The 22,161-nt window shown below is 69.2% G+C and carries 19 protein-coding genes, 1 rRNA gene, 1 pseudogene and 1 riboswitch; of the genes and pseudogenes, 4 read left to right on the top strand and 17 right to left on the bottom strand.

Going from position 1 to position 22,161, the window contains the following annotated elements; all coding sequences use genetic code 11:
* Nucleotides 1–7 precede the first annotated feature (7 nt).
* From ABZ915_RS16475 to ABZ915_RS16490, 4 genes and pseudogenes are all read right to left on the bottom strand, one after another.
* Nucleotides 8–847, bottom strand: a complete 840-nt coding sequence (locus ABZ915_RS16475) for a carbohydrate ABC transporter permease (RefSeq protein ID WP_361802374.1) — start codon at nt 845–847, stop codon at nt 8–10.
* Nucleotides 844–1,842: a sugar ABC transporter permease gene (locus ABZ915_RS16480; protein WP_361802377.1), complete on the bottom strand. Its 999-nt coding sequence runs from the start codon at nt 1,840–1,842 to the stop codon at nt 844–846. The genes ABZ915_RS16475 and ABZ915_RS16480 overlap by 4 nt, the downstream gene beginning before the upstream one ends.
* 9 nt (nt 1,843–1,851) lie before the next feature.
* On the bottom strand, nt 1,852–3,144 hold the full coding sequence (locus ABZ915_RS16485; RefSeq protein WP_361802497.1) for an extracellular solute-binding protein: 1,293 nt from the start codon (nt 3,142–3,144) through the stop codon (nt 1,852–1,854).
* Nucleotides 3,145–3,423: 279 nt separating this feature from the next.
* Nucleotides 3,424–4,161: pseudogene (locus ABZ915_RS16490) on the bottom strand (glycoside hydrolase family 43 protein); the annotation flags it as partial.
* Nucleotides 4,162–4,345: 184 nt separating this feature from the next.
* Between ABZ915_RS16490 and ABZ915_RS16495 the strand changes: the two are divergent.
* Entirely contained in the window at nt 4,346–6,301 is a 1,956-nt protein-coding gene (locus tag ABZ915_RS16495) for an APC family permease (RefSeq protein WP_361802380.1), read from the top strand.
* Between the two features lie 48 nt (nt 6,302–6,349).
* Here ABZ915_RS16495 and ABZ915_RS16500 read toward each other — a convergent pair whose 3' ends face one another.
* Nucleotides 6,350–6,919 (bottom strand): DUF1707 domain-containing protein, encoded by a 570-nt coding sequence (locus tag ABZ915_RS16500; protein WP_361802383.1) that lies wholly within the window; start codon nt 6,917–6,919, stop codon nt 6,350–6,352.
* Nucleotides 6,920–7,046: 127 nt separating this feature from the next.
* Between ABZ915_RS16500 and ABZ915_RS16505 the strand changes: the two genes are divergently transcribed.
* Together ABZ915_RS16505 and ABZ915_RS16510 are read left to right on the top strand one after the other, a co-directional pair.
* Nucleotides 7,047–7,448, top strand: a complete 402-nt coding sequence (locus ABZ915_RS16505; protein WP_361802386.1) for a helix-turn-helix transcriptional regulator — start codon at nt 7,047–7,049, stop codon at nt 7,446–7,448.
* A gap of 74 nt (nt 7,449–7,522) precedes the next feature.
* Nucleotides 7,523–7,942, top strand: a complete 420-nt coding sequence (locus tag ABZ915_RS16510) for a TOBE domain-containing protein (protein WP_361802389.1) — start codon at nt 7,523–7,525, stop codon at nt 7,940–7,942.
* Between the two features lie 59 nt (nt 7,943–8,001).
* Here the strand turns inward: ABZ915_RS16510 and gcvP are convergent, their stop codons facing one another.
* Nucleotides 8,002–10,887, bottom strand: a complete 2,886-nt coding sequence (gcvP, locus tag ABZ915_RS16515; RefSeq protein WP_361802392.1) for an aminomethyl-transferring glycine dehydrogenase — start codon at nt 10,885–10,887, stop codon at nt 8,002–8,004.
* 176 nt (nt 10,888–11,063) lie between these two features.
* Nucleotides 11,064–11,159: riboswitch (glycine riboswitch) on the bottom strand.
* Between the two features lie 114 nt (nt 11,160–11,273).
* On the opposite strand from gcvP, the gene ABZ915_RS16520 reads away from it, so the two are divergent.
* The gene (locus ABZ915_RS16520) at nt 11,274–11,657 is read left to right on the top strand and encodes a PRC-barrel domain-containing protein (RefSeq protein ID WP_361802395.1); all 384 of its coding nucleotides are present in this window, start codon (nt 11,274–11,276) and stop codon (nt 11,655–11,657) included.
* A 97-nt stretch (nt 11,658–11,754) separates the two neighbouring features.
* On the opposite strand, the gene ABZ915_RS16525 is transcribed toward ABZ915_RS16520, so the two are convergent.
* The 11 genes from ABZ915_RS16525 to rrf form a co-directional block, all read right to left on the bottom strand.
* Nucleotides 11,755–13,167 carry a DNA polymerase IV gene (locus ABZ915_RS16525; protein WP_361802398.1) on the bottom strand — a complete coding sequence of 471 codons (1,413 nt, stop codon included), beginning with the start codon at nt 13,165–13,167 and terminating at the stop codon, nt 11,755–11,757.
* Between the two features lie 100 nt (nt 13,168–13,267).
* On the bottom strand, nt 13,268–13,951 hold the full coding sequence (locus tag ABZ915_RS16530; protein WP_361802401.1) for a MerR family transcriptional regulator: 684 nt from the start codon (nt 13,949–13,951) through the stop codon (nt 13,268–13,270).
* Nucleotides 13,952–14,211: 260 nt separating this feature from the next.
* Nucleotides 14,212–14,685, bottom strand: coding sequence for a bifunctional nuclease family protein (locus ABZ915_RS16535; RefSeq protein WP_026253112.1), 474 nt, complete (start codon nt 14,683–14,685; stop codon nt 14,212–14,214).
* 86 nt (nt 14,686–14,771) lie between these two features.
* On the bottom strand, nt 14,772–15,509 hold the full coding sequence (locus ABZ915_RS16540) for a MerR family transcriptional regulator (protein ID WP_361802404.1): 738 nt from the start codon (nt 15,507–15,509) through the stop codon (nt 14,772–14,774).
* A 43-nt stretch (nt 15,510–15,552) separates the two neighbouring features.
* Nucleotides 15,553–16,368 (bottom strand): FHA domain-containing protein, encoded by an 816-nt coding sequence (locus tag ABZ915_RS16545; protein ID WP_361802407.1) that lies wholly within the window; start codon nt 16,366–16,368, stop codon nt 15,553–15,555.
* Nucleotides 16,369–16,561: 193 nt separating this feature from the next.
* Nucleotides 16,562–17,395 carry a DUF881 domain-containing protein gene (locus ABZ915_RS16550; RefSeq protein ID WP_361802410.1) on the bottom strand — a complete coding sequence of 278 codons (834 nt, stop codon included), beginning with the start codon at nt 17,393–17,395 and terminating at the stop codon, nt 16,562–16,564.
* 5 nt (nt 17,396–17,400) lie between these two features.
* Nucleotides 17,401–17,733, bottom strand: a complete 333-nt coding sequence (locus ABZ915_RS16555) for a small basic family protein (RefSeq protein WP_003988855.1) — start codon at nt 17,731–17,733, stop codon at nt 17,401–17,403.
* On the bottom strand, nt 17,730–18,569 hold the full coding sequence (locus ABZ915_RS16560; protein ID WP_361802413.1) for a DUF881 domain-containing protein: 840 nt from the start codon (nt 18,567–18,569) through the stop codon (nt 17,730–17,732). Before ABZ915_RS16560 ends, ABZ915_RS16555 begins: the two co-directional genes overlap by 4 nt.
* Nucleotides 18,570–18,737: 168 nt before the next feature.
* Entirely contained in the window at nt 18,738–21,233 is a 2,496-nt protein-coding gene (locus ABZ915_RS16565; protein WP_361802416.1) for a mannose-1-phosphate guanyltransferase, read from the bottom strand.
* Nucleotides 21,234–21,349: 116 nt separating this feature from the next.
* Nucleotides 21,350–21,958 (bottom strand): CDP-alcohol phosphatidyltransferase family protein, encoded by a 609-nt coding sequence (locus ABZ915_RS16570; RefSeq protein ID WP_361802419.1) that lies wholly within the window; start codon nt 21,956–21,958, stop codon nt 21,350–21,352.
* Between the two features lie 108 nt (nt 21,959–22,066).
* A 5S ribosomal RNA gene (gene rrf, locus ABZ915_RS16575) occupies nt 22,067–22,161 on the bottom strand; the annotation flags it as partial.

Here is a 22,161-nt window from a genome sequence, read left to right on the forward strand (position 1 = left end):
GCGCGCGTCAGCCTTTGGTCGCGCCGGCGGTCAGACCGCCGACGAGCTGGCGTTCGGCGACGGAGTAGAAGGCGAGGGCGGGGACCATGGCCAGCACCAGGTAGGCGAAGACGCGGGCGTACTCCGCCGAGTACTGTCCCTGGAACTGCGCGACGCCGAGCGGCAGCGTCCACCACTTCGAGTCGGTGAACACCAGCAGCGGCAGCATGAAGTTGTTCCAACTGGTGACGACGGCCAGCACCGACACCGTGCCGAGTGCGGGCCGCGCCATGGGTAGCAGCACCCGCCAGAAGAACCCGAAGGCGCTGCACCCGTCGAGCGTGGCCGCCTCCTCCAGCTCGCCGGGGATCTGCCGGAAGAAGCCCCGCAGGATGATGATGGTCATCGGCAGCCCGAAAGCGGCCTGCGGGAGGATCACGCCGAGCGGGTTGTCCAGCAGGCCGAGGTAGCGCAGCAGCAGGAAGAGGGGCAGCGCGGCCACCGCGAAGGGGAACATCAGCCCCATCGTGAAGAAGGTGAACAGCACCTCCCGCCCGCGGAAGGCGAACCGCGCGAAGGAGAAGGCCGCCAGCGCGGACGCGGCGACCACGAGCACGGTCGTCGCCACCGCGACCAGCGTGCTGTTGCCCACCAGCCGCCAGAAGTCGCCCGAGCCGAGGATGTCCGTGTAGTTGCCGGTCAGCCAGTGCTCGGGCAGTCCGAAGGGGTTGCGGGAGAGCTCGGCGGTGGACTTGAAGCCGGACAGGACGGCGTACAGCAGGGGTACGACCATCACCGCGCCGACCGCGACGAGCACCAGGTGCAGCGGCAGTTCGCGTACGCGTACGGCCTTGGTCCTGCGGGTCACTTGCCGTCTCCCCTCATCGTCGTGGTGGCCCCTTCGAGGTCACGGCGGAGCACGAACCGCTGGTAGGCGAGGGCGAAGACGAGGCAGATCCCGAACATGACCACGCTGATCGCGCTCGCGTAGCCGACCTGGTAGCGCTTGAAGCCGTACTGGAACATGGTCACAGCCATCGTCTCGGAGTGGTGGTCGGGCCCGCCCTGGGTGATCACCCAGACCAGGTCGAAGAGCTGGATCGCCCCGATGACGGACAGGAAGATGCTGATGCGCAGGGTGGGCGCGAGCAGCGGCAGGGTGACGTTGCGGAACCGCTGCCAGGGATTCGCGCCGTCGATCAGCGCCGCCTCAGTCAACTCGGCCGGGATGGCCTGCAGTCCGGCAAGGTAGAGCATCATGTGGAAGCCGAAGTACTTCCAGGTCATGACGAGGAACAGCGTCGCCATGACGTAGGAGGGGTCGGCGAACCACTCCCCGCCGACGCCGCCCAGCCCGATGGCGCCAAGGACGTGGTCGGCGAGCCCGTCGTCGGGGGCGAAGATCATGCTGAACAGCACGCCGGTGATCGCCTCGGACAGGACGTAGGGCGCGAAGAACAGCATCCTGTACACGGCCCGCCCGCGCAGCCGCTGGTTGAGCGCGACGGCCATGGCGAGCGCGAACGGCAGTTGCAGCGCGAGGGACAGGGCCACCAGGAGCAGACAGCGCCACAGGTCTCCCAGGAAGACGTCGTCCTGGAAGAGCTGGGTGAAGTTGTCCGTGCCGATGTAGTCGGAGGGCATGCCGAAGCCGCCCCAACGGAAGAAGGCGGTGTACAGCGCGAACAGCATCGGCAACAGCACCAGCCCGATGAACAGCACCAGCGCGGGTACCTGGAAGCCGACCGCGGTGAGCCAGTTCAGCAGGCGCCGGCGCGCCCGTCCCCGGGCCGACGTCGCCGCCGGGGAGGAGAGGGCGACACCGGGGTCCGGCCGCTTGTCCGGGAGGAAGGTCGAGGTCATCGCCGACTACTACGCTTCCTTCGCGGCCTTGGTGATCGACTGGGTGACCTGCTCGGGTGACTTCGAGCCGGCGATCAGCGCGGAGACGCTGTCGTTGACCTCCTGGCCGACGGCGGGCGCGTACGCCTGGTCGAGGTAGAGCTGGAAGCCGGTGGCACCCTTCAACTGGGCTTGCACGGCCTCGGTGTTGGGGTCGGAGAGCGCCTTCTCGGCGCCGGGGACCACCGGAAGGGTGTTGGTCTTCTTCACGAGTTCCAGGTCGGTGGTCTCGGAGGCGAAGAACTTCAGGAAGTCGACGGCCGCCTGCGGGGCGCCCTTGCGCAGGGCGTGCCCTCCGCCACCGCCGAACACCTCGGTGATCGCGCCCTTTCCGCCCTCGACGGCCGGGAAGGGGAAGAAGCCGAGGTTCGAGCCGAGCCCCTTGCCCGCGTCGGCCTCGACGACCGGGGCCCACTGCCCCATGAGCTCCATGGCCGCCTTGCCGTTGCCCACGGCGGCCGCCTGGCCGGTCGGGGTGGAGTACGAGGCGCCCAGGAACCCCTTCTGGAACGGCTGGAGTTGGACCAGGTCCTTGAGGTGCTGTCCGGCCCGGACTATCCCGGGGGCGGTGAAGTCCTTGGCCTCGTCCGCCTTCTTCAGCGCGTCGATTCCGGCCGTGCGCATGGCGAGGTAGGCCCAGTAGTACATCTCGGGCCACTTCTCCTTGCCGGCTACGGCGATCGGAGTGATGTTCCTCGCCTTCAGCTTCCTCACGGCGTCGAGGAAGCCGCTCCAGGTGGTGGGTGGGGCGCTGATGCCGGCCTGCTTGAAGAGCGCCTTGTTGTACCAGAAGCCGATCATGCCGATGTCGAACGGGATGCCGTACAACTTGCCGTCGCTGATGTACGGCTGCTTGGCGACGGACAGCATCCCGTCGGCCCAGGGCTTGGTCCTGTCGGTGAGGTCCTCGACGAGCCCCGCGTCGACCTGCTGCTGGAGCACGCCGCCGCCCCACGTGTGGAAGATGTCCGGCAGCTTCCCGGAGGCGATCAGCGCCGTCATCTTCGCCTTGTAGGCGTCGTTCTCCATCTGGACGATCTTTACCTTGACCTTGGGGTTCTGCGCCTCGAACTTCTTGGCCAGACCGGCCCAGACCGCCTTCGTCGGCTGGGTGGTGGAGATGTTCCACCACTCGATCGTGGTCGTGCCGTTCGACGACCCTCCGTCCGAGTCGCCGCCGCAGCCGCTGAGTGCTGTCATACCCAGACCGGCCGCGGCGGAGGCCGCCAGGAAGCCGCGGCGGGAGAGTGCGGGGTCGCCCATCATGCGCTCCTCGTCTTCGAAACTTTCGGAACCACCTCGGAAAGCTGCGCTGCACCCTAGAGACCGCTCTCGGTGAGTGGCAACCCTTTGTACGACGCCTGTTGCGGCGGGAATTGGCGCCCCCGTGACCGGAAGCGCCGCAGTCGTACGTACGGGTCACGCATTGCGGCTTCTGTACTGGCGTTGGGGACGGGCTTCCCCGGACCGTGCCTAACCGAAACATTCGGCGATCTCATCGAACGTTCCGAACGGCGACTCTAGAAAGGCCGTTCAGGGGCGTCAAGGTGTCGTGCACGCGGTAGTCGGAACGGTCGGCCGGTAGTCGAACCAGTCGAAGGCGGCTCGGCCCTCGGTGACGTACATGCCGAGCACCCGACCGGTGAAGCCGCCGGCCACTTCGGTCGACAGGTAGCGGCCGTCGAGTTCGGCCGGCCGAACGGTTTCGCCGGCGCTCCCGACCGAGAAGGAGACGGTGTCGGGCCCGCCCGCCCGGATCCCGGGGGCCTCTTCGCCGCCGGCCGTGGCGGTGGGCGGCAACACCCGGTCCGTACGGACCTCGACGGCGCGCGTGACCGGGCCCGGCGGCACGGGACGCTCCGCGAGCCGCTGCCGGACGGGCCCGATCCGGGCGACCACGCTCACCACTCCCCCGCCCACCTCGAGGTCGTAGTGGTGCGCCTCGTCCAGGAGCACGGACAGCCCGGCCCGCCCGGCGCCCGCATCGACCAGGGTGGCGGCCCGGCAGCCGGGGTGCTGCTGACGCCTCCCGACGAAGGTGCGGCCCGGCCGGTCCAGGCTGCTCCCGGTCGCCGTCAGCGTCAGCCGGCCCGGCTGCTCGGTCAGCGACCAGGAACCCTCCGGCCTGCGACGCGGCGAGATCCAGTACGGGGCGAGGTCCGTGGCGTCGAAGTCGCCCCGCACCGGCGCCGGTTCGAGGGGATGCCAAGCCTCCGGCGCGGGATGCCGCTCACGCACCGGCCCGACTCGGGGCCAGCCGTCCACCCACTCCAGCTGCGAACGGAGTTGTCCGCCCCATGTGTACGCAGCGTCACAACCGTCGCCCACCCGAACTGTTCTTAACGCAAGCTTGACGCCCACCACCCCGGGAATCAGGGGCCCATGCGTCACTCTCCGCATACGCTGTTGCCGCCGTCCGAGTGATGGCCGGAAACCCACTGAGCCCCACACCAGGAGCACGGCGATGGTCACGACCGAACACCCTCCTCCCAGCCGCTTGCGCGCTTGGATGCTGGAGGGTCTGTCCGACATGGGCAAGGCCGGCGGCCACACGGGACCGCACGCGGAGCCCGAGCCTCCGCACAAGGGGCAGCGCTGGTGGCGGGTGATGTGCCTGACCGGCGTGGACTACTTCTCCACCCTCGGCTACCAGCCCGGCATCGCCGCCCTGGCTGCCGGTCTGCTGTCGCCGATCGCGACGGTCGTGCTGGTCATAGTCACCCTGGCCGGCGCCCTGCCGGTCTACCGCCGGGTGGCCGAGGAGAGCCCGCGGGGCGAGGGTTCCATCGCGATGCTCGAACGGCTGCTCTCCTTCTGGCAGGGCAAGCTCTTCGTGCTCACCCTGCTGGGCTTCGCGGCCACAGACTTCCTGATCACCATCACCCTCTCCGCCGCCGACGCCTCCACCCACCTCGTGGAGAACCCCCATCTGACCAGCACGCTCCACGGTCACCAGATGGTGATCACGCTCTTCCTGGTGGCCCTGCTCGGCGCGGTGTTCCTCAAGGGCTTCCTGGAGGCGATCGGAGTCGCGGTAGCCCTGGTCGGCATCTACCTCGCGCTCAACCTCGTCGTCGTGATCGTCGGCCTGTGGCACGTCGCCACGGCCGGGCACGTGGTCACCGACTGGACCAGCGCTCTGACCACGGAGCACGGCAATGTCTTCGTCATGATCGGCCTGTCCCTGCTGGTCTTCCCGAAACTGGCGCTGGGCCTGTCCGGCTTCGAGACCGGCGTCGCCGTCATGCCGCACGTCCAGGGCGACGACAGTGACACCGAGGAGCAGCCCAGGGGCCGCATTCGCGACACGAAGAAGCTGCTGACCGCCGCCGCCGTCGTCATGAGCGTCTTCCTTATCGCCACCAGCTTCATCACCACGGTGCTGATCCCGGAGCAGGAGTTCAAGACGGGCGGCCAGGCCAACGGCCGCGCGCTCGCCTACCTCGCCCACCAGTACCTGGGCGGGGCGTTCGGCACGGTCTACGACGTCTCCACGATCGCCATCCTGTGGTTCGCCGGCGCCTCCGCGATGGCCGGCCTGCTCAACCTGATGCCCCGCTACCTCCCCCGCTACGGCATGGCCCCGCACTGGGCACGTGCCGTCCGTCCGATGGTCATCGTCTTCATCCTCATCGCCTTCCTGGTCACCTGGATCTTCGACGCCGATGTCGACGCACAGGGCGGTGCCTACGCCACCGGTGTACTGGTCCTGATCAGCTCCGCCGCCATCGCCGTGACCATCGCCGCCCGCAAGGCGGGACAACGGAACTGGACGATCGGCTTCGCCGTCATCTCGGCCGTGTTCCTCTACACGACGGTCGTGAACGTCATCGAGCGACCCGACGGTGTGAAGATCGGTGCCTGCTTCATCGTCGGCATCATCCTGGTCTCGCTGCTGTCCCGGCTGGCCCGCGCCTTCGAACTGCGCGTGACCCACGTGACGCTGGACGACATGGCGCAGCGGTTCGTCCGCGACATCGCCAGCCGCAGGATCCGGCTCATCGCCAACGAGCCCGACCAGCGGGACAAGGCCGAGTACCGCGACAAGATCGAGCAGATCCGGGCCGACAACGACATGCCCGAGCAGGAGGACTTCGTCTTCGTCGAGGTCACCGTCACCGACCCCTCGGAGTTCGAGGCGGAGCTGACCGTACGCGGCGAGGTGCTGCACGACCGCTACCGCGTCCTGACGCTGGAGTCCTCCTCGATCCCCAACGCCCTCGCCGCCCTCCTCCTGCACGTCCGCGACACCACGGGCTGCATCCCGCACATGTATTTCGAGTGGACCGAGGGCACCCCCTTCGCCAACTTCCTGCGCTTCTTCCTCTTCGGCCAGGGCGAGGTCGCCCCCGTCACCCGGGAAGTCCTGCGCGAGGCGGAACCTGACCGCGAGCGGCGGCCGCGCGTGCACACCGGGTGATCCACGGTCAGACCGAGTGACCCGCGGTCGGGCCGGGTGACCCCACGGTCAGACCGCCGTCCCCTTCCGCAGGAACCGGCGCCGCGGCGGCCCGGTCACGACCCGGCCATAGCTCATCCGCCCGTGTATCTCCACCCGCAGGACGACCGGTGCCCCGGACTCCCCCGTCGGACGCGACCGTATCTTCGCGTAGCCGACGGCGAGGGAGTCGGTGTCCACGACCACTCCCGGCCGGGTCACCAGCCGCAGGGTGCCGCCCTGCATGTCCAGGTCGATGCCCAGGGTGTCGTGTGTGATCACCGCCTCGGTGAAGTCCAGCGTCACATCGCCCCACGACGAGTCGATCTCCAACCGGCGCGGAACCACCCAGCCGTGGCCGCGCAGGACAGAACCGCCCTGCTGCTCGATACGGACCACGTCCTTGACCGGGACCGGCTCGGCCGCCCCCGGCAGGTCCGTCGTCAGCCCGGCCAGCTCACCCAGTGTCCGGGCGGCCAGGGCCGCCCCCACCCGCTCGTCGAGTTCCTCGACGGTCAACCGCCCGTCCCCCGCCGCTGCCGTCAGCACATCCACGACACGGTCCCGGTCCGCGTGCGCGGCCCGCAGCTCAGCCGACATGCCCCTCACCCCGATTCCCGATTGGCGATCACGACCAAGAAGGACGCGAACTAAAGCTATATCGCGTTATACCCAACGGCCAACCCCCCTCCACGGTTCCCACCGCCTTCGCCCTATCGTGACCGGCATGCAGTCCTACACGATCGGCCAGGCGGCGCGGCTGCTCGGCGTGAGCCCGGACACCGCCCGTCGCTGGGCGGACGCGGGCCGGGTGGCGACCCACCGCGACGACGCGGGCCGGAGACTCATCGACGGCAAGGACCTCGCCGCGTTCTCCGTCGAGCTCGCCAAGACGGGCGGCGGCGAGGATGACACGGGCACCTCCTACACCTCGGTCCGCAACGCCTTCCCCGGCATCGTCACCGCGATCAAACTCGGTGACGTCGCGGCCCAGGTCGAGATCCAGGCCGGCCCCCACCGCCTGGTCTCCCTGCTCACCCGCGAGGCCGTAGAGGAGCTGGGCCTGGAGGTCGGCGTGGAGGCCACCGCCCGCGTGAAGTCGACGAATGTCCATATCGACCGGGTGTGACACCGGGCGCCCGACGGCGCCACAAACCCCCACATACCCTGCCTGAACGCCCCCGCGCACTACGGTGAGGGGCCATGACCCTGAGCATCCGCAACCAGCTCCCCGGCACCGTCACCGCTGTCCACCCAGGCGAGGTCATGACCATCGTCAAGATCCGCCTGGACGGTGGCCAGGACCTCACGGCGGCCATCACCTCGGAGGCCGCCGAGCAACTCGCGCTCGCCCCGGGCACCACCGTCCGCGCTCTGGTGAAGGCGACGGAGGTCTGCCTGGCCACCAGCCGGGTCGACGGCCTCTCGATCCGCAACCAGGTTCCCGGCACCATCACCCACCTCACGATCGGCACGGCCATGGCCTCGGTGCGGGTGACCGTGGACGGTGGCGAACTCACCGCGGCGATCACGAAGGAGGCGGCCACCGACCTCGGCCTCTTCGTGGGCTCCGACGTCGTCGCCCTGATCAAGTCGACCGAGGTGTCCCTGGCGACGGCGTGAACGCGCAGGGGCCCCGCCCGGACACGGACGGGGCCCCAGGGGACTGTCTGACCGCTTGCTCAGTCCTCGTACGCGTCCAGCGGCGGGCAGGAGCAGACGAGGTTGCGGTCGCCGAAGGCCTGGTCGATGCGGCGCACCGGCGGCCAGTACTTGTCGGCGGCCGAGACCCCGGCCGGGAACACGGCCTCCTGGCGGCTGTAGGCCTGCTTCCACTCCCCGCCGAGCGCGGCGGCGGTGTGCGGGGCGTTCCGCAGCGGGTTGTCCTCGGCGGGCCACTCGCCCGCGCCGACCTTCTCGATCTCCGCGCGGATCGCGATCATCGCCTCGCAGAACCGGTCCAGCTCGGCCAGGTCCTCCGACTCGGTCGGCTCGATCATCAGCGTGCCGGCCACCGGGAAGGACATCGTCGGCGCGTGGAAGCCGTAGTCGATGAGCCGCTTGGCCACGTCGTCCACGGATACACCGGTCGCCTTGGTCAGCGGGCGCAGGTCGATGATGCACTCGTGCGCGACCAGGCCGCCCGGGCCGGTGTAGAGCACCGGGTAGTGCGGCTCGAGGCGCTTGGCGATGTAGTTGGCGGAGAGGACGGCCACCTGGGTGGCGCGCTTGAGGCCCTCGCCGCCCATCAGACGGACGTACGCCCACGAGATCGGCAGGATGCCCGCCGAGCCCCAGGGCGCGGCCGAGATCGGGCCCACGCCCGTCTCGGGACCGGCCGCCGGCTGGAGCGGGTGGTTCGGCAGGTACGGCGCCAGGTGCTCGCGCACGGCCACGGGGCCGACGCCGGGACCGCCGCCGCCGTGCGGGATGCAGAACGTCTTGTGCAGGTTGAGGTGGGAGACGTCACCGCCGAAGTGGCCCGGCTTGGCGAGACCGACCAGCGCGTTGAGGTTGGCGCCGTCGACGTACACCTGGCCGCCGGCGTCGTGGACCTGGGCGCAGATGTCGGCGACGTGCTCCTCGAACACACCGTGCGTCGACGGGTACGTGATCATCAGCACGGCCAGCTCGTCACGGTACTGCTCGATCTTCGCCCGCAGGTCCTCGATGTCGATCTCGCCGTCCTCGGCGGTCTTCACCACGACGACCTTCATGCCCGCCATCACGGCGCTGGCGGCGTTGGTGCCGTGCGCGGAGGACGGGATGAGGCAGACGGTGCGCTGGTCGTCGCCGTTGGCGCGGTGGTAGCCGCGTACGGCGAGCAGGCCGGCGAACTCACCCTGCGAACCGGCGTTCGGCTGAAGCGAGACCTTGTCGTATCCGGTGACCTCGGCGAGACGTTCCTCCAGCTCACGGATGAGCGTGAGGTAGCCCTGCGCCTGCTCGGCGGGCGCGAAGGGGTGCAGCTGCCCGAACTCGGACCAGGTGACCGGCTCCATCTCCGTGGTCGCGTTGAGCTTCATGGTGCAGGAGCCCAGCGGGATCATGCCGCGGTCGAGCGCGTAGTCGCGGTCGGCGAGGCGGCGCAGGTAGCGCAGCATCGCGGTCTCGGAGCGGTACTGGTGGAACACCGGGTGGGCGAGGTAGTCGCCGGTGCGCAGCAGGGCCCCGGGGAGGGCGTCCCCGGTCGCCGCGTCCAGCGCCTCGATGTCCCCCTCGACGCCGAACGCCGTCCATACGGCGCCCAGCTGGGCGCGGGTGGTGGTCTCGTCGCAGGCGGCCGAGACGTGGTCGGCGTCGACGAGCCGCAGGTTGACCCCGTTCTCCCGGCCGGCGGCCACGACCTCGGCGGCCCGGCCGGGCACGCGCGCGGTGACGGTGTCGAAGAAGGCGCCGTGGACGACCTCGACGCCCCCCGCCCGCAGCCCCTCGGCCAGGAGGGTGGCGTACCGGTGGGTGCGCCGCGCGATGGCCTTCAGGCCCTCGGGACCGTGGTAGACGGCGTACATACCGGCCATGACGGCGAGCAGCACCTGGGCGGTGCAGATGTTGCTGGTGGCCTTCTCGCGGCGGATGTGCTGCTCGCGGGTCTGGAGCGCCAGCCGGTAGGCCTTGTGGCCGTCCGCGTCGACGGACACGCCCACCAGGCGGCCGGGCAGGCTGCGGGCGAACTTCTCGTGCACCGCCATGTAGCCGGCGTGGGGGCCACCGAAGCCCATGGGCACGCCGAAGCGCTGGGTCGTACCGATCGCGATGTCCGCGCCGAGCTCACCCGGGGAGGTGAGCAGGGTCAGCGCCAGCAGGTCGGCGGCGACGGTGACGAGCGCGCCGAGCTCGTGCGCCCGGTCGATGACGGGCTTGATGTCGCGTACGGCCCCGGAGGCGCCCGGGTACTGGATCAGCACGCCGTTGATCTCACGCTCGGCGACCTCGGCCGGGATGCCCTCGCCGAGGTCGGCGACGACGACCTCCACGCCCGTCGGTTCGGCGCGGGTCTGGATCACGGCGATGGTCTGCGGCAGCGCGTCCGCGTCGATCAGGAAGAGGCCCTTCTTGTTCCTGCCCATGCGCCGGGAGAGTGCCATCGCCTCGGCCGCTGCCGTGCCCTCGTCGAGCAGCGAGGCGCCGGAGGTCGGCAGCCCGGTGAGCTCGGCGACCATGGTCTGGAAGTTCAGCAGCGCCTCGAGCCGTCCCTGCGAGATCTCCGGCTGGTACGGCGTGTAAGCGGTGTACCAGGCCGGGTTCTCCATCACATTGCGCAGGATGACGGGCGGCGTGAAGGTCCCGTGGTACCCGAGCCCGATCATCGAGTCGAGGACCTGGTTGCGGTCGGCCAGCGAACGCAGCTCGGCGAGCACCTCGGCCTCGGTGCGGGCACCCGGCAGATCCAGGGCGTCTGCGTTCTTGATCACATCCGGCACCGCGGCGGCGGTCAGCTCGTCGAGCGAGCCGTAGCCGACGTGCGCGAGCATCTTGGCCCGCGCCTCCTGGTCGGGCCCGATGTGGCGCTGCTCGAAGGGGATGCCCTGTTCGAGCTCGGAGAGCGGGGTGCGGTGGGCGGTCATTGCGGAGGCCTCCTGGTCTGACGCGACCTTCGAGGGGCACCCCGGCGCGGGTACCCCGACGGCCTCCCCCTCTGTCATCTCGACCTGAGAGCTTCACCGGGTCGCCCGAAGGCCCCGGCTTTCACCGTCGGTGAGAGCGGAAGCCGTCGAGACACCGCCCTGCTTTCCAGAGTGACCTCGTCCGTGCGGTACGTGAGCCTGAGAGATTCCGGGGAGGAGTTGCTCCTTCGGCGCCTCCGATGATGTCCGGAGGACTCTCCCGCGCGGGGTCAGCAGCCGCTTGCCAGCGTACCAGCGAGGTCAACGCGTGTTGCCTCGAGTGGCCACCTTGGTGAATGTGCTCTTTTGTAGTGCTTACGGATGAGTTGCGACCAAGAGGAGGGACCGTGCGAACCGACATCGATCCGCGCCACCTGATCGGCCGCAAGGCGTTCGACCGCAATGGCGACAAGATCGGCACGATCGACGAGGTCTACCTCGACGACGCGACCGGCGAGCCGGAGTGGGCGGCCATACGCACAGGCCTGTTCTCCAGGGACGCTTTCGTCCCGCTGGAGCCCAGCGAACTGATCGACGGCAACCTCCAGGTCCCCTTCGACCGGTCCCTCATCAAGGACGCGCCCGACTTCGGCGTCGGCCGTCATCTCTCTCCCGAGCAGGAACTCCAGCTCTACCACCACTACGGCCTCGACGTGACCTCGTCACCCCCTCCCCCGGATCACGACTTCGGCCATTTGGCGGGCACGGACGAGACGGCGGGACCGTCGTAGTGAGCGCGGGCGTGGCGGCCCGGTGGCCGCCACCGACCGGGCTGCTCCCCTCCCCTCACCGGACCCGTCCGGACGCACACCCGTTCCCTCGGCCGTCTCAGCGTCTCGTCCTTTCGCCCTCGGGTCCGGCCGTCTCGCCCTCGGATCCCACCGCACCGTCATGGAGCCCGCCCGCAGCTGCCCGGGCGGTCAACGGCAGCGGATCCGCCGGTTCCAGGGCCGGGTCGTCGACCCGGAACGTCCGCACGCGGCCGGTTTCCGAGCCGGGCGTCTCGAAGCGCACGGTGACCCGCCCGAGCCCGCTGCCCTGCACCCAGCCGTGCCCGAACTCCGCGTGCCGTACGTCGTGCCCCGCGGGCCAGCGCCGTTCCGCCTGCGTCGGCTGCTCCGCGACGGGCTCGGGCACCGTCTCCTCCGTGGCCGCTTCCGCCAGCTCACCCGCCGCCTGGGCGAACAGGTCCTCCTGCGTGTAGTCGGCGAGCCCGGAGACGCCCACGCCGAGCAGCCGAACGCCACCGGTCGTGTCGACGGAGTCCAGCAGCCGGGCCGCCGCCTCCCGCACGACCGCCGGATCGTCCGTGGGTCCACGCAGCGTCTCCGACCGGGTCAGTGTCGAGAAGTCGTATCGCCGTACCTTGAGCACGATGGTCCGTCCCGACAGCCCGGTATCGCGCAGCCGCCGCACACACCGGTCGGCGAGCCGTTGCACCTCCAGACCGACCCGGAGCCGGTCATGGATGTCCACGTCATAGGTGTCCTCGACCGATACCGACTTGGCCTCCCGCTCCGCCACCACGGGCCGCTCGTCGTGCGCCAGCGCCATGGCGTACAGAGCGTGCCCATGGGCCTTGCCCAGCAGCCGTACGAGTTCGTCCTCGCCCGCCTCGGCGAGTTCGTCGACCGTGGTGATCCCGGCGCGTCGCAGATGATCCCCGGTCGCCGGCCCCACCCCGGGCAGCGTCCGCACCGGCATCGGGCCCAGCATGGCCCGCTCCGTCCCCGGCTCGATCAGCACGAGCCCGTCCGGCTTGGCCTGCTCGGAGGCGATCTTCGCGAGCATCTTGGAGGCGGCGAGCCCCACCGAGCCCGTCAGTCCCGTGACGGCCCGTATGTCCGCGCGCAGCCTCACCCCGGTCAGCCGTGCCGATTCCCCGTCCCGGGCCGTTCCCCCCGCCTCCAGGTCCACGAACGCCTCGTCCAGGCTCAGCGGCTCGACGAGCGGGGACAGCGCCCGCAGCAGGCCCATCACCTGTTCACTGATCGACCGGTACAGCCCGAAGCGTGGGACGAGATACGCGGCGTTGGGGGCGAGCCGACGCGCCTGGGCCATCGGCATGGCCGAGTGCACCCCGAAGACCCGCGCCTCGTACGACGCGGTGGCGACCACCCCGCGTGGTCCCAGCCCGCCCACGACGACGGCCTTCCCGCGCAGGCTCGGCTTGGACGCCTGCTCCACCGAGGCGAAGAAGGCATCCATGTCGAGGTGCAGGATCGTGGGCGCGTTTCTCACACCTCTGATGCTGCACCACGCCACTGACAACGCCCCGGCAGCCGATGGGCGGGACGGACAGCGCCCATCGCCGCCAAGGGGCAGGGAGGGGCGGGCGCCGTCAGACCGCCCGGTTGCGCCGGCGCGCCAGTTCGTCGGCGGGGTTCTGCCCGACGAGGGTCTCCCCGGTGTCGACGCGCTCCCCGTGCAGCTGGGAGAGCGCACTTTCCACGTCCCGCCACACCACGCCCACGGCGATCCCGAAGATCCCCTGACCGCCCTGGAGCAGGGCGTGGACCTCGTCGGGGGAGGTGCACTCGTAGACCGTGGCGCCGTCGCTCATCAGCGTCATGCGCTCCAGGTCACGGAAGCCGCGCTCCCTGAGGTGCTGGACGGCGGTGCGGATGTTCTGCAGCGAGACGCCGGTGTCCAGAAAACGCTTCACGATCTTCAGGACGACGACGTCCCGGAAGCTGTACAGCCGCTGCGTGCCCGACCCGTAGGCGGGCCGCACGCTCGGCTCGACCAGGCCGGTACGGGCCCAGTAGTCGAGCTGCCGGTACGTGATGCCGGCAGCCGCACAGGCCGTCGGACCGCGGTAGCCGATCTGCTCCGACGCCATGGACGCCGCCCCTCCGCCGCTCGGCACGGCCGTCGGTCGCTGCGGAACGTGGTCGGCCGCGCCACCATGGGGGGGATACCCCGTGCCCGAGCGGAGCCGAGAGCTTGTGGGAGGGTACGGACCGCTCTCCCCGAAACCTCGTCCGGGGGCACCCCCAGCCGTACCGTCGCCGCTGCTTCTCACGCCGACCTCCGTCCTTGACCTGCCTTCTCGACGGTAGGCAGTCACCGGGGGTGCGTCAACGATCGCCACACTCGGCACGCCGAGTGATAATCACCCTAAGAGTGGTTTCCCGTGCCCCACCGCGGGGAAAGGCTAGCCGAATGCTCTGGCGGGGAACGTCAGGACGCTCTCACTGGCCGCCGGCAAGTGCCATCAGAACGACGGTCACGAACCGTCGACCGGCCGGTCACGGACGGCGTGTCCGCCGTCGGCCGGCACGCTCACTGGCTGCTGGTACCGAAGTCCTCGGGCGAGATCTGGTCGAGGAACTCGCGGAACTTCTCCACCTCGTCCTCCTGCTCGTCCGGAATCGCGATGCCCGCGTCGTCGAGCACCGTGTCGCTGCCGTAGATCGGCGTTCCGGTGCGCAGGGCCAGCGCTATGGCGTCGGACGGGCGCGCGCTCACCTCGACCCCGCTGGCGAAGACCAGCTCCGCGTAGAAGACGCCCTCACGCAGATCCGTGATGCGCACTTCGGTGAGCTCCTGACCGACGGCCTCCAGCACGTCCTTGAACAGGTCGTGGGTCAGCGGTCGCGCGGGGGCCATGCCCTGCTGGGCGAAGGCGATCGCCGTCGCCTCCCCCGGTCCGATCCAGATGGGGAGGTACCGATCGCCGCCCACTTCACGCAGGAGCACGATCGGCTGGTTGGAGGGCATTTCCACCCGGACACCTACGACATCGAGCTCGTTCACACAGCAACCCTAGGCCGTGCCCGGGATGTTTGGGTAGTCGGGCCGGGAACGCGCGCCCGATCCGGCCTCTCGCACACCAGTACCGCTCACGGCAGCCTAACCCCGAGCGCGGTCTGCACCAGGGCCGCGTGCAGCCTCACCGTTACCGCGGCCAGCTCCTTCGTACGGGCCTCGGCGTGCGCCCTGGTCTGCGGATTGCGGTGCCGCTTGAGCGGGGCAACCACCTGGTCCACCAGCCCGGCCTCCCGGTCGGCGGCGGCCTTCATCACTCGCAGGTGGCGCGGCTCGATCCCGAACCGCCCCAGCTCCGCGACAAGGGCGGCCACCGTGACGGCCTCCGCGTCGTACACCCCGCCCTCGAGGGGAGCGATGAGTCCGTACGACTCCCACTCCTTCAGGTCGCTCTCGTCTATCCCGGCGGCCGCCAGCAGCTCGAGCCGCCCGATCCGGGCGGCCGTGGGCCCCTCCACGGGTTCGAGCACCGACTCGCCGGCGCGCTGGCGCCCCACGACCGGCAACTGCACGGCCTCGCCGCGCGCCATCGCGTCCAGGTGCTCGCGGATCACCTTGAGGGGCAGATAGTGGTCCCGCTGCATCCTCAGGACGTGACCGAGGCGCTCGACGTCCTCGGCACTGAACTTGCGGTACCCCGAAGGGGTCCGCTGCGGCTCGACCAACCCCTCCGACTCCAGGAACCGGATCTTGGAGATCGTGACTTCGGGGAACTCCTCGCGCAGCACGTTCAGCACCGTGCCGATGCTCATCAGCCCACTGTCCGTGGCGGCGGTGCCGTGCCCGGCACCGCCGCTCGGTGTTCGAAGCATGGACCTTCCCTGGGGGTCCCCCCGGACGGCGTCCGGGGGAGGGTCAGATGCCCTGCCGGCTCGCGTAGAAGACCAGCCGGTACTTGCCGATCTGCACCTCGTCACCGTTCGACAGAGCGACCTGGTCGATCCGTTCACGGTTGACGTACGTGCCGTTCAGACTGCCCACGTCGGCCACCGTGAAGGAGCCGTCCTGAGCGCGCCGGAATTCCACGTGCCGACGCGAGACCGTCACGTCGTCCAGGAAGATGTCGCTCTGCGGATGACGCCCAGCCGTGGTCAGCTCACTGTCCAGCAGGAAGCGGCTGCCCGAGTTCGGCCCACGGCGCACCACCAGCAGCGCCGAGCCCAGCGGCAGCGCGTCGACAGCCGCCTGCGCCTCCGGGGAGAGCATCGGCGTCTGACCGGTCGCCTCCGCGTCGTAGGCCTCCAGGCCCGAGATGGAGATCGTGCTCGTGGTCTCGGACGCACGCTCCGGCACGGCGCCGGGGCGCAGCGGCGCACCGCAGTTGGAACAGAAGCGGGCGTTCTCCGCGTTGCGGTTACCGCACCTCGTACACACCAGGACCGACATGGACGGATCCTCCTGCCCCGCCGGAGCGTTGGACGCGTACGGGCCAGAGGCAAACCCTCCACCCGTACCTGAGGTTGACGGTTGCCCGAAACCTATGCCGCCGGGCTGGGCAGGGTCAACAGACGGCGCGCCCTGACCTCCGGAAATGTCACCGCCCGGACCAGCCACCTGGTCACGGAACAGCGGACGCTGACCTTCTGCATCAGGCTGTGCGCGATGGCGGGCAGTCGCGTTGTCACTGCCCTCTCGCGCGCTCTTGCCGAACAACTTCGCAAACAACTTCACGGGCGATTCCCCTTGACCGAAACAGACCCGCCCGTGGGGCAGGACGAACCCTGATTGCCTACACCGGCCGACCCGGACACCTTCACAACGTCCGTAGCCACCAGACAGTTTCCACCACGCACCACCCCTTCCGTGCGCCGACCCCCCGCAACCTCATGCCCCTGCCGGACGTCCCCCATGCACTCTCGGTTCACTACGAGGACGACCGAGCGTAGTCAGGCTGCTTCGCCGGTCGCAAGGCATCCACGACGATCTTGGTCGACCGCTCGACGGTCACGGTGGCCTGCTCCTTCTCAAGAGTCTGCACCACGCCTCCGGGAATGTTGAGCGCCGGCTCGAGGTCCTGCGGTTTGCCGATGACCTTGAAACGATAGGGGGCGTTGATCTTGTTCCCGTCGACGCTCACGCTCTTGCCGGAGTCCGTGAGGTAGGTGCCGGCGACGACCCGGACACCGTTCACCTGGATCGCCTCCGCACCGGCAGCGCGCAGCTCCTGGATCGCGTCGAGCAGCATGTCCGCCTTGACCGTCCCCTTCGTGTCGTCGATCGTCATCGTGATGCCGGGACCCTCGGCCGCCACGGTGCCCGCGAGGATGCCGAGTTGCTTCTCCTTCTCGGCGGTCTGCTTGCGCGCCTCCGCGGCCTGGTCGGAGCTGCTCTGCAGCTCCTGCCGCTGTTTGTCCAGTCCCTGCTTCTCGTCCTCAAGACGCTGAGTGCGGTCGTCCAGTTCATCGAGGATACGGACGAGATCCTCCTGGCGGGCGCCGCGCAGGGCGCTGTCGCTGTCACTGTTCGACGCCACCTGCACGGCCAGACCGAAACCGAGGCCGAACAGGAGTACAGCGACGATCAGTTGGGCACGGGTCACGCGCAGCGGCCACAGTCCCTGGACCAAGCGCTGTCGGCCGGTCAGCGCCTGCTGAGGCGGCTCCGCGGCGGCCTGCTCGGGCGCCTCGGCCGGCGCGGGGACCTCGGCGGGCAGTTCCTTGCGCAGCCTGTTCTCCGGCTGCTCGTCCTGGTCGCTCATCGGTGTCACGCCCGGAACACGTGGCGCCGGATCGCCGCGGCGTTGGAGAAGATGCGGATACCGAGGACCACCACGACGCCGGTGGACAGCTGCGCGCCCACGCCCAACTTGTCGCCCAGGAATACGATCAGCGCGGCCACGACCACGTTGGAGAGGAACGACACCACGAAGACCTTGTCGTCGAAGATGCCGTCGAGCATGGCCCGCAGGCCGCCGAAGACGGCGTCCAGCGCCGCGACGACGGCGATCGGCAGATAAGGCTCGACAACCGCCGGAACCTCAGGCCGGACCAACAGGCCGGCCACGACTCCCACGACGAGGCCCAGTACGGCGATCACGATGTGCCCTTCTCAGTGTTCGGCTGTGCTGTACGTACGATCACACTCGGTGCGGCGGGCAGCCGGACGTCGCTCTCGGTGGAGATGCCGGTCCGGATGCCGTAGTTCTCTTCCAGGGCGTGCAGATACAGCCCGTCGGCGCTGTTCTGGAACCTGGTGCTCAGCTTCTTCCCGTCCCCCACCGCCAGGACCGTGTAGGGCGGCACCAGCGGCTTGTTGTCGACCAGTATCGCGTCACCCGCGGCCCTGATCGCCGACAGGGCCGTCAACCGCTGCCCGTTGATGGAGACGGCCTCGGCGCCCGAGGCCCACAACCCGTTCACCACGCGCTGCATGTCACGGTCGCGGATCCGGCCGGTGTCGGAGAATCCCGAGGTCTCGCGCGGGTTGCCGTCGCCGCCGGTGGTGGCTTCCTTGGCGTCGTTCACGACGAGCTTGACGCCGGGTCCGTGCACTGCCGTGGCGCCCGACAGAACGCCCGCCAGGTCAGCCTGCCCGCTGCCGCCGCTCTTCTTCAGCGCCGCCCGCTGGCGCTCGCTCACGTCGTCCCGCAACGTGTCCACGTCGCCCTCGAGCTTGTCCGCCGCCGACGTCTCGCGGTCGATGCGGTCGATCAGCTCCTGGCGCTCCTTGGCGACCACGGGCGCCGCCACACGGGCCTGTGCCGCCCCTACGGTCACCACGAGCGCCGCGAGGACCAGGCCGCCGGCAAGACCGAGCTTCGCCCGGAGGGTCTTGGGCAGCCCGCCTGCCTCCCCCTGGGCCTTCCTCCGGGCGGCGGCCTCGGCGTACCCGTCGTCGAGGCTGTGGTCCATGACGTTGGTGATCAACGACATGGAGGCATCCGGACGCGCGGGCCGCGAGGGTGTGCTCCGAATGGGGGGTTGCTGCGGCATGCCGCACATCGTCGCATGTCGCGACCAGTACCTCCGAACGGCCCCACCGGCGTGCCGGACAGGCCCCCTTGGGGGACACGTGTCCGGCACGCGCGCGTGCGGCGGTTTTTACCGTCCGGCGCTGTCCACGACCCCCGACCACTCGTCGAGCAGGGCCTGCGCGGAGGCGTCGTCCGGCCCCTCCGCCCACAGGTGGGTGACCGCCTCGGCCGGGTCGGGCAGCACCATCACCCAGCGCCCGTCGGTCTCGACGACCCGCACACCGTCGGTGGTGTCGACATAGCGTTCACCGGCGGCCTCGACGACCCGGCGCATGACCAGTCCCTTGACGGCCCAGGGAGTCGCCAGATCCCGTTTCAGGACGTGCGCCCGCGGGATACGGGCGTCGATCTGGCTGAGGGTGAGCTGGGTGCGCGCCACCAGCCCGATCAGCCGCACGAAGGCGGCCGCACCGTCGTAGACGCTGCTGAACTCGGGGACGATGAACCCGCCCTTGCCGTCACCGCCGAAGATGGTCCCTTCCTCGCCTCCCACGCGCGTGAGGTCGTCCGGAGACGTGGTGGTCCACTCGACCTGGGTGCCGTGATAGGCGGCGACCTGCTCGGCGATCCTGGTCGTCGTCACCGGCAGCGCCACACGCCCGCTGCGCCGCTCTGCTGCCACGAGGTCCAGCATGACGAGCAGTGCCCGGTCGTCCTCGATGATCCGGCCCTTTTCGTCGACGAGCGACAACCGCTCGCCCACGGGGTCGAACCGGACGCCGAACGCGGCACCCGAGGACGCCACGATCTCACCGAGCCGCACGAGCCCCGACCGCCGTATCTCGGCGGTCTCCGTCGGCCGGGACTCGTCGAGACCCGGGTTGATGGTCAGCGAGTCCACACCGAGCTTGCCGAGCAGACTGGGCAGCACGAGCCCGGCGCTGCCGTTGGAGGCGTCCACGACGACCTTGAGCCCCGATTCGGCGATTCCGGTCGTGTCGACGTTCCGCAGCAACGACCCGGTGTACGAGTCGAAGACGCTCGCCGGGAAGTGCAGATCGCCGATCTCTCCCGGGAACGCGCGCCGGTACTCCTGCCGCGCGAACACCCGGTCCAGCTTGCGCTGGCTCCCCTGCGAGAGGTCCGCTCCGTTCCCGTCGAAGAACATGATGTCGACGGAGTCCGGCACACCCGGAGAGGTCCGGATCATGATCCCGCCGGCGCTCCCCCGCGCGGTCTGCTGCCGGGCCACCGGCAGCGGTACGTTCTCCAGGTCCCGTACGTCGATGGCGCTGGCCTGGAGCGCGGAGATGACCGCCCGCTTGAGCGCACGGGCGCCACGGGAGTGGTCGCGGGCCGTGGTGACGGTGGAGCCCTTCTTGAGGGTCGTGGCGTAGGCCCCGGCCAGCCGTACCGCGAGCTCGGGCGTGATCTCGACGTTCAGGATTCCGGTGACGCCGCGGGCGCCGAAGAGATGCGCCTGGCCCCTGGACTCCCAGATGACCGAGGTGTTCACGAAGGCGCCGGCCTCGATCGTCTTGAACGGGTAGACCCGTACGTTGCCCTGCACGATCGATTCTTCGCCGATCAGGCACTCGTCACCGATGACCGCGCCGTCCTCGATCCGGGCGGCACGCATGATGTCGGTGTTCTTGCCGACGACACAGCCCCGCAGATTGCTGTGCTGGCCGACGTAGACGTTGTCGTGCACGACGGCCTTGTGCAGGAAGGCACCGCTCTTCACGACCACGTTCGAGCCGACGACGGTGTGCTCTCGGATTTCCGCGCCCGCCTCGACCTTGGCGTAATCGCCGATGTAGAGCGGCCCCCTGAGCACGGCGTCCGGGTGCACCTCGGCGCCCTCGGCAACCCATACGCCCGGGGAGATCTCGAAACCGTCGATATCGACGTCGACCTTGCCCTCGAGCACGTCGGCCTGCGCCTTCACATAGGACTCGTGAGTACCGACGTCCTCCCAGTAGCCCTCGGCGACATAGCCGTAGACCAGCTTGCCCTCCTTCATCAACTGCGGGAAGACGTCGCCGGACCAGTCCACGGGGACATCCGCCTCGACATAGTCGAAGACCTCGGGCTCCATCACGTAGATGCCCGTGTTCACGGTGTCCGAGAAGACCTGTCCCCAGGTCGGCTTCTCGAGGAAGCGCTCGACCTTGCCTTCCTCATCGACGATGGTGATGCCGAACTCCAGCGGATTGGGCACACGCGTCAGACAGACGGTGACCAGCGCGCCCTTTTCCTTGTGGAAATTGATCAGCTCGGTGAGGTCGAAGTCGGTCAGGGCATCGCCGGAGATGACAAGGAAGGCATCGTCCTTCAACGCCTCTTCGGCGTTCTTGACGCTTCCGGCGGTACCGAGTGGCTTCTCCTCATTGGCATACGTGAGCTCCATTCCGAGCTCCTCGCCGTCACCGAAGTAGTTCTTGACGAGCGAAGCCAGGAACTGCACGGTGACGACGGTCTCGGTGAGCCCATGCCTTTTGAGCAGCCTCAGCACGTGCTCCATGATCGGGCGGTTCGCCACGGGCAGGAGCGGCTTTGGCATGCTCGAGGTCATGGGGCGAAGGCGCGTGCCTTCACCACCGGCCATCACGACGGCCTTCATGTCGGAAGCGTCCTCCTCTAAGAGACGACGGTCCAGCCGACTTCACCCGTCCAGATTGTCCCGCACTTTTCCGTCGCGGGCCATCGCAAGCCACTACGTCCGGACATTCGGCGAGTTCAGCCGGCCATGGCGTCCGCACGAACCAGGCGGCGGACTTGGACCACGTAGAGCACTCCTGCCCACCAGTAGAGGGTTGTACCCCACCCTGCGAACGCCCATCCGAAAATAGCAGCGAGTGACGAGATCCATCCACTTCCGTCACTGAGCAACAACAGGGGGAAGGCATACATCAAGTTGAAGGTCGCCGCCTTCCCCAGGAAGTTCACCTGCGGTGGCGGATAGCCGTGCCGCCTGAGGATGCCCACCATCACCAGGAGAACCAGCTCTCGCGCCAGGAGTGCTGCCGTCAGCCACACCGGCAGGATCTCGCGCCAGGTGAGTCCGACCAACGTGGACAGAACGTAGAGGCGGTCGGCGGCCGGATCAAGAAGCCGGCCGAGGCTGCTGATCTGGTTCCAGCGCCGCGCGAGCTTGCCGTCCAGATAGTCACTGATCCCGCTCAGGGCCAGCACGAGCAGCGCCCAGCCGTCGCTCTTGGGACCCCCGAACTCCGGCCGGAGAATCAGCCACAGGAAGAGGGGTACGCCGACGAGCCGCGCCATGCTGAGGATGTTCGGGATGGTGAGGACCCGGTCCGTCTGGACACGGGTCTCCTGGACCTCCACCCGGGGGCCTCCTGTGGGAAACGTACCAACGATGCCCCCTGACCTTACCTCAACGCAAAAAAGCTCTGGCTCTTGGGCTGATGCCCAAGAGCCAGAGCTTTAAAAGGAGTTCGGCGGTGTCCTACTCTCCCACAGGGTCCCCCCTGCAGTACCATCGGCGCTGTGAGGCTTAGCTTCCGGGTTCGGAATGTAACCGGGCGTTT

Source organism: Streptomyces sp. NPDC046915 (genome assembly GCF_040644935.1).
In the GTDB taxonomy this organism is placed as follows: Bacteria; Actinomycetota; Actinomycetes; order Streptomycetales; family Streptomycetaceae; genus Streptomyces.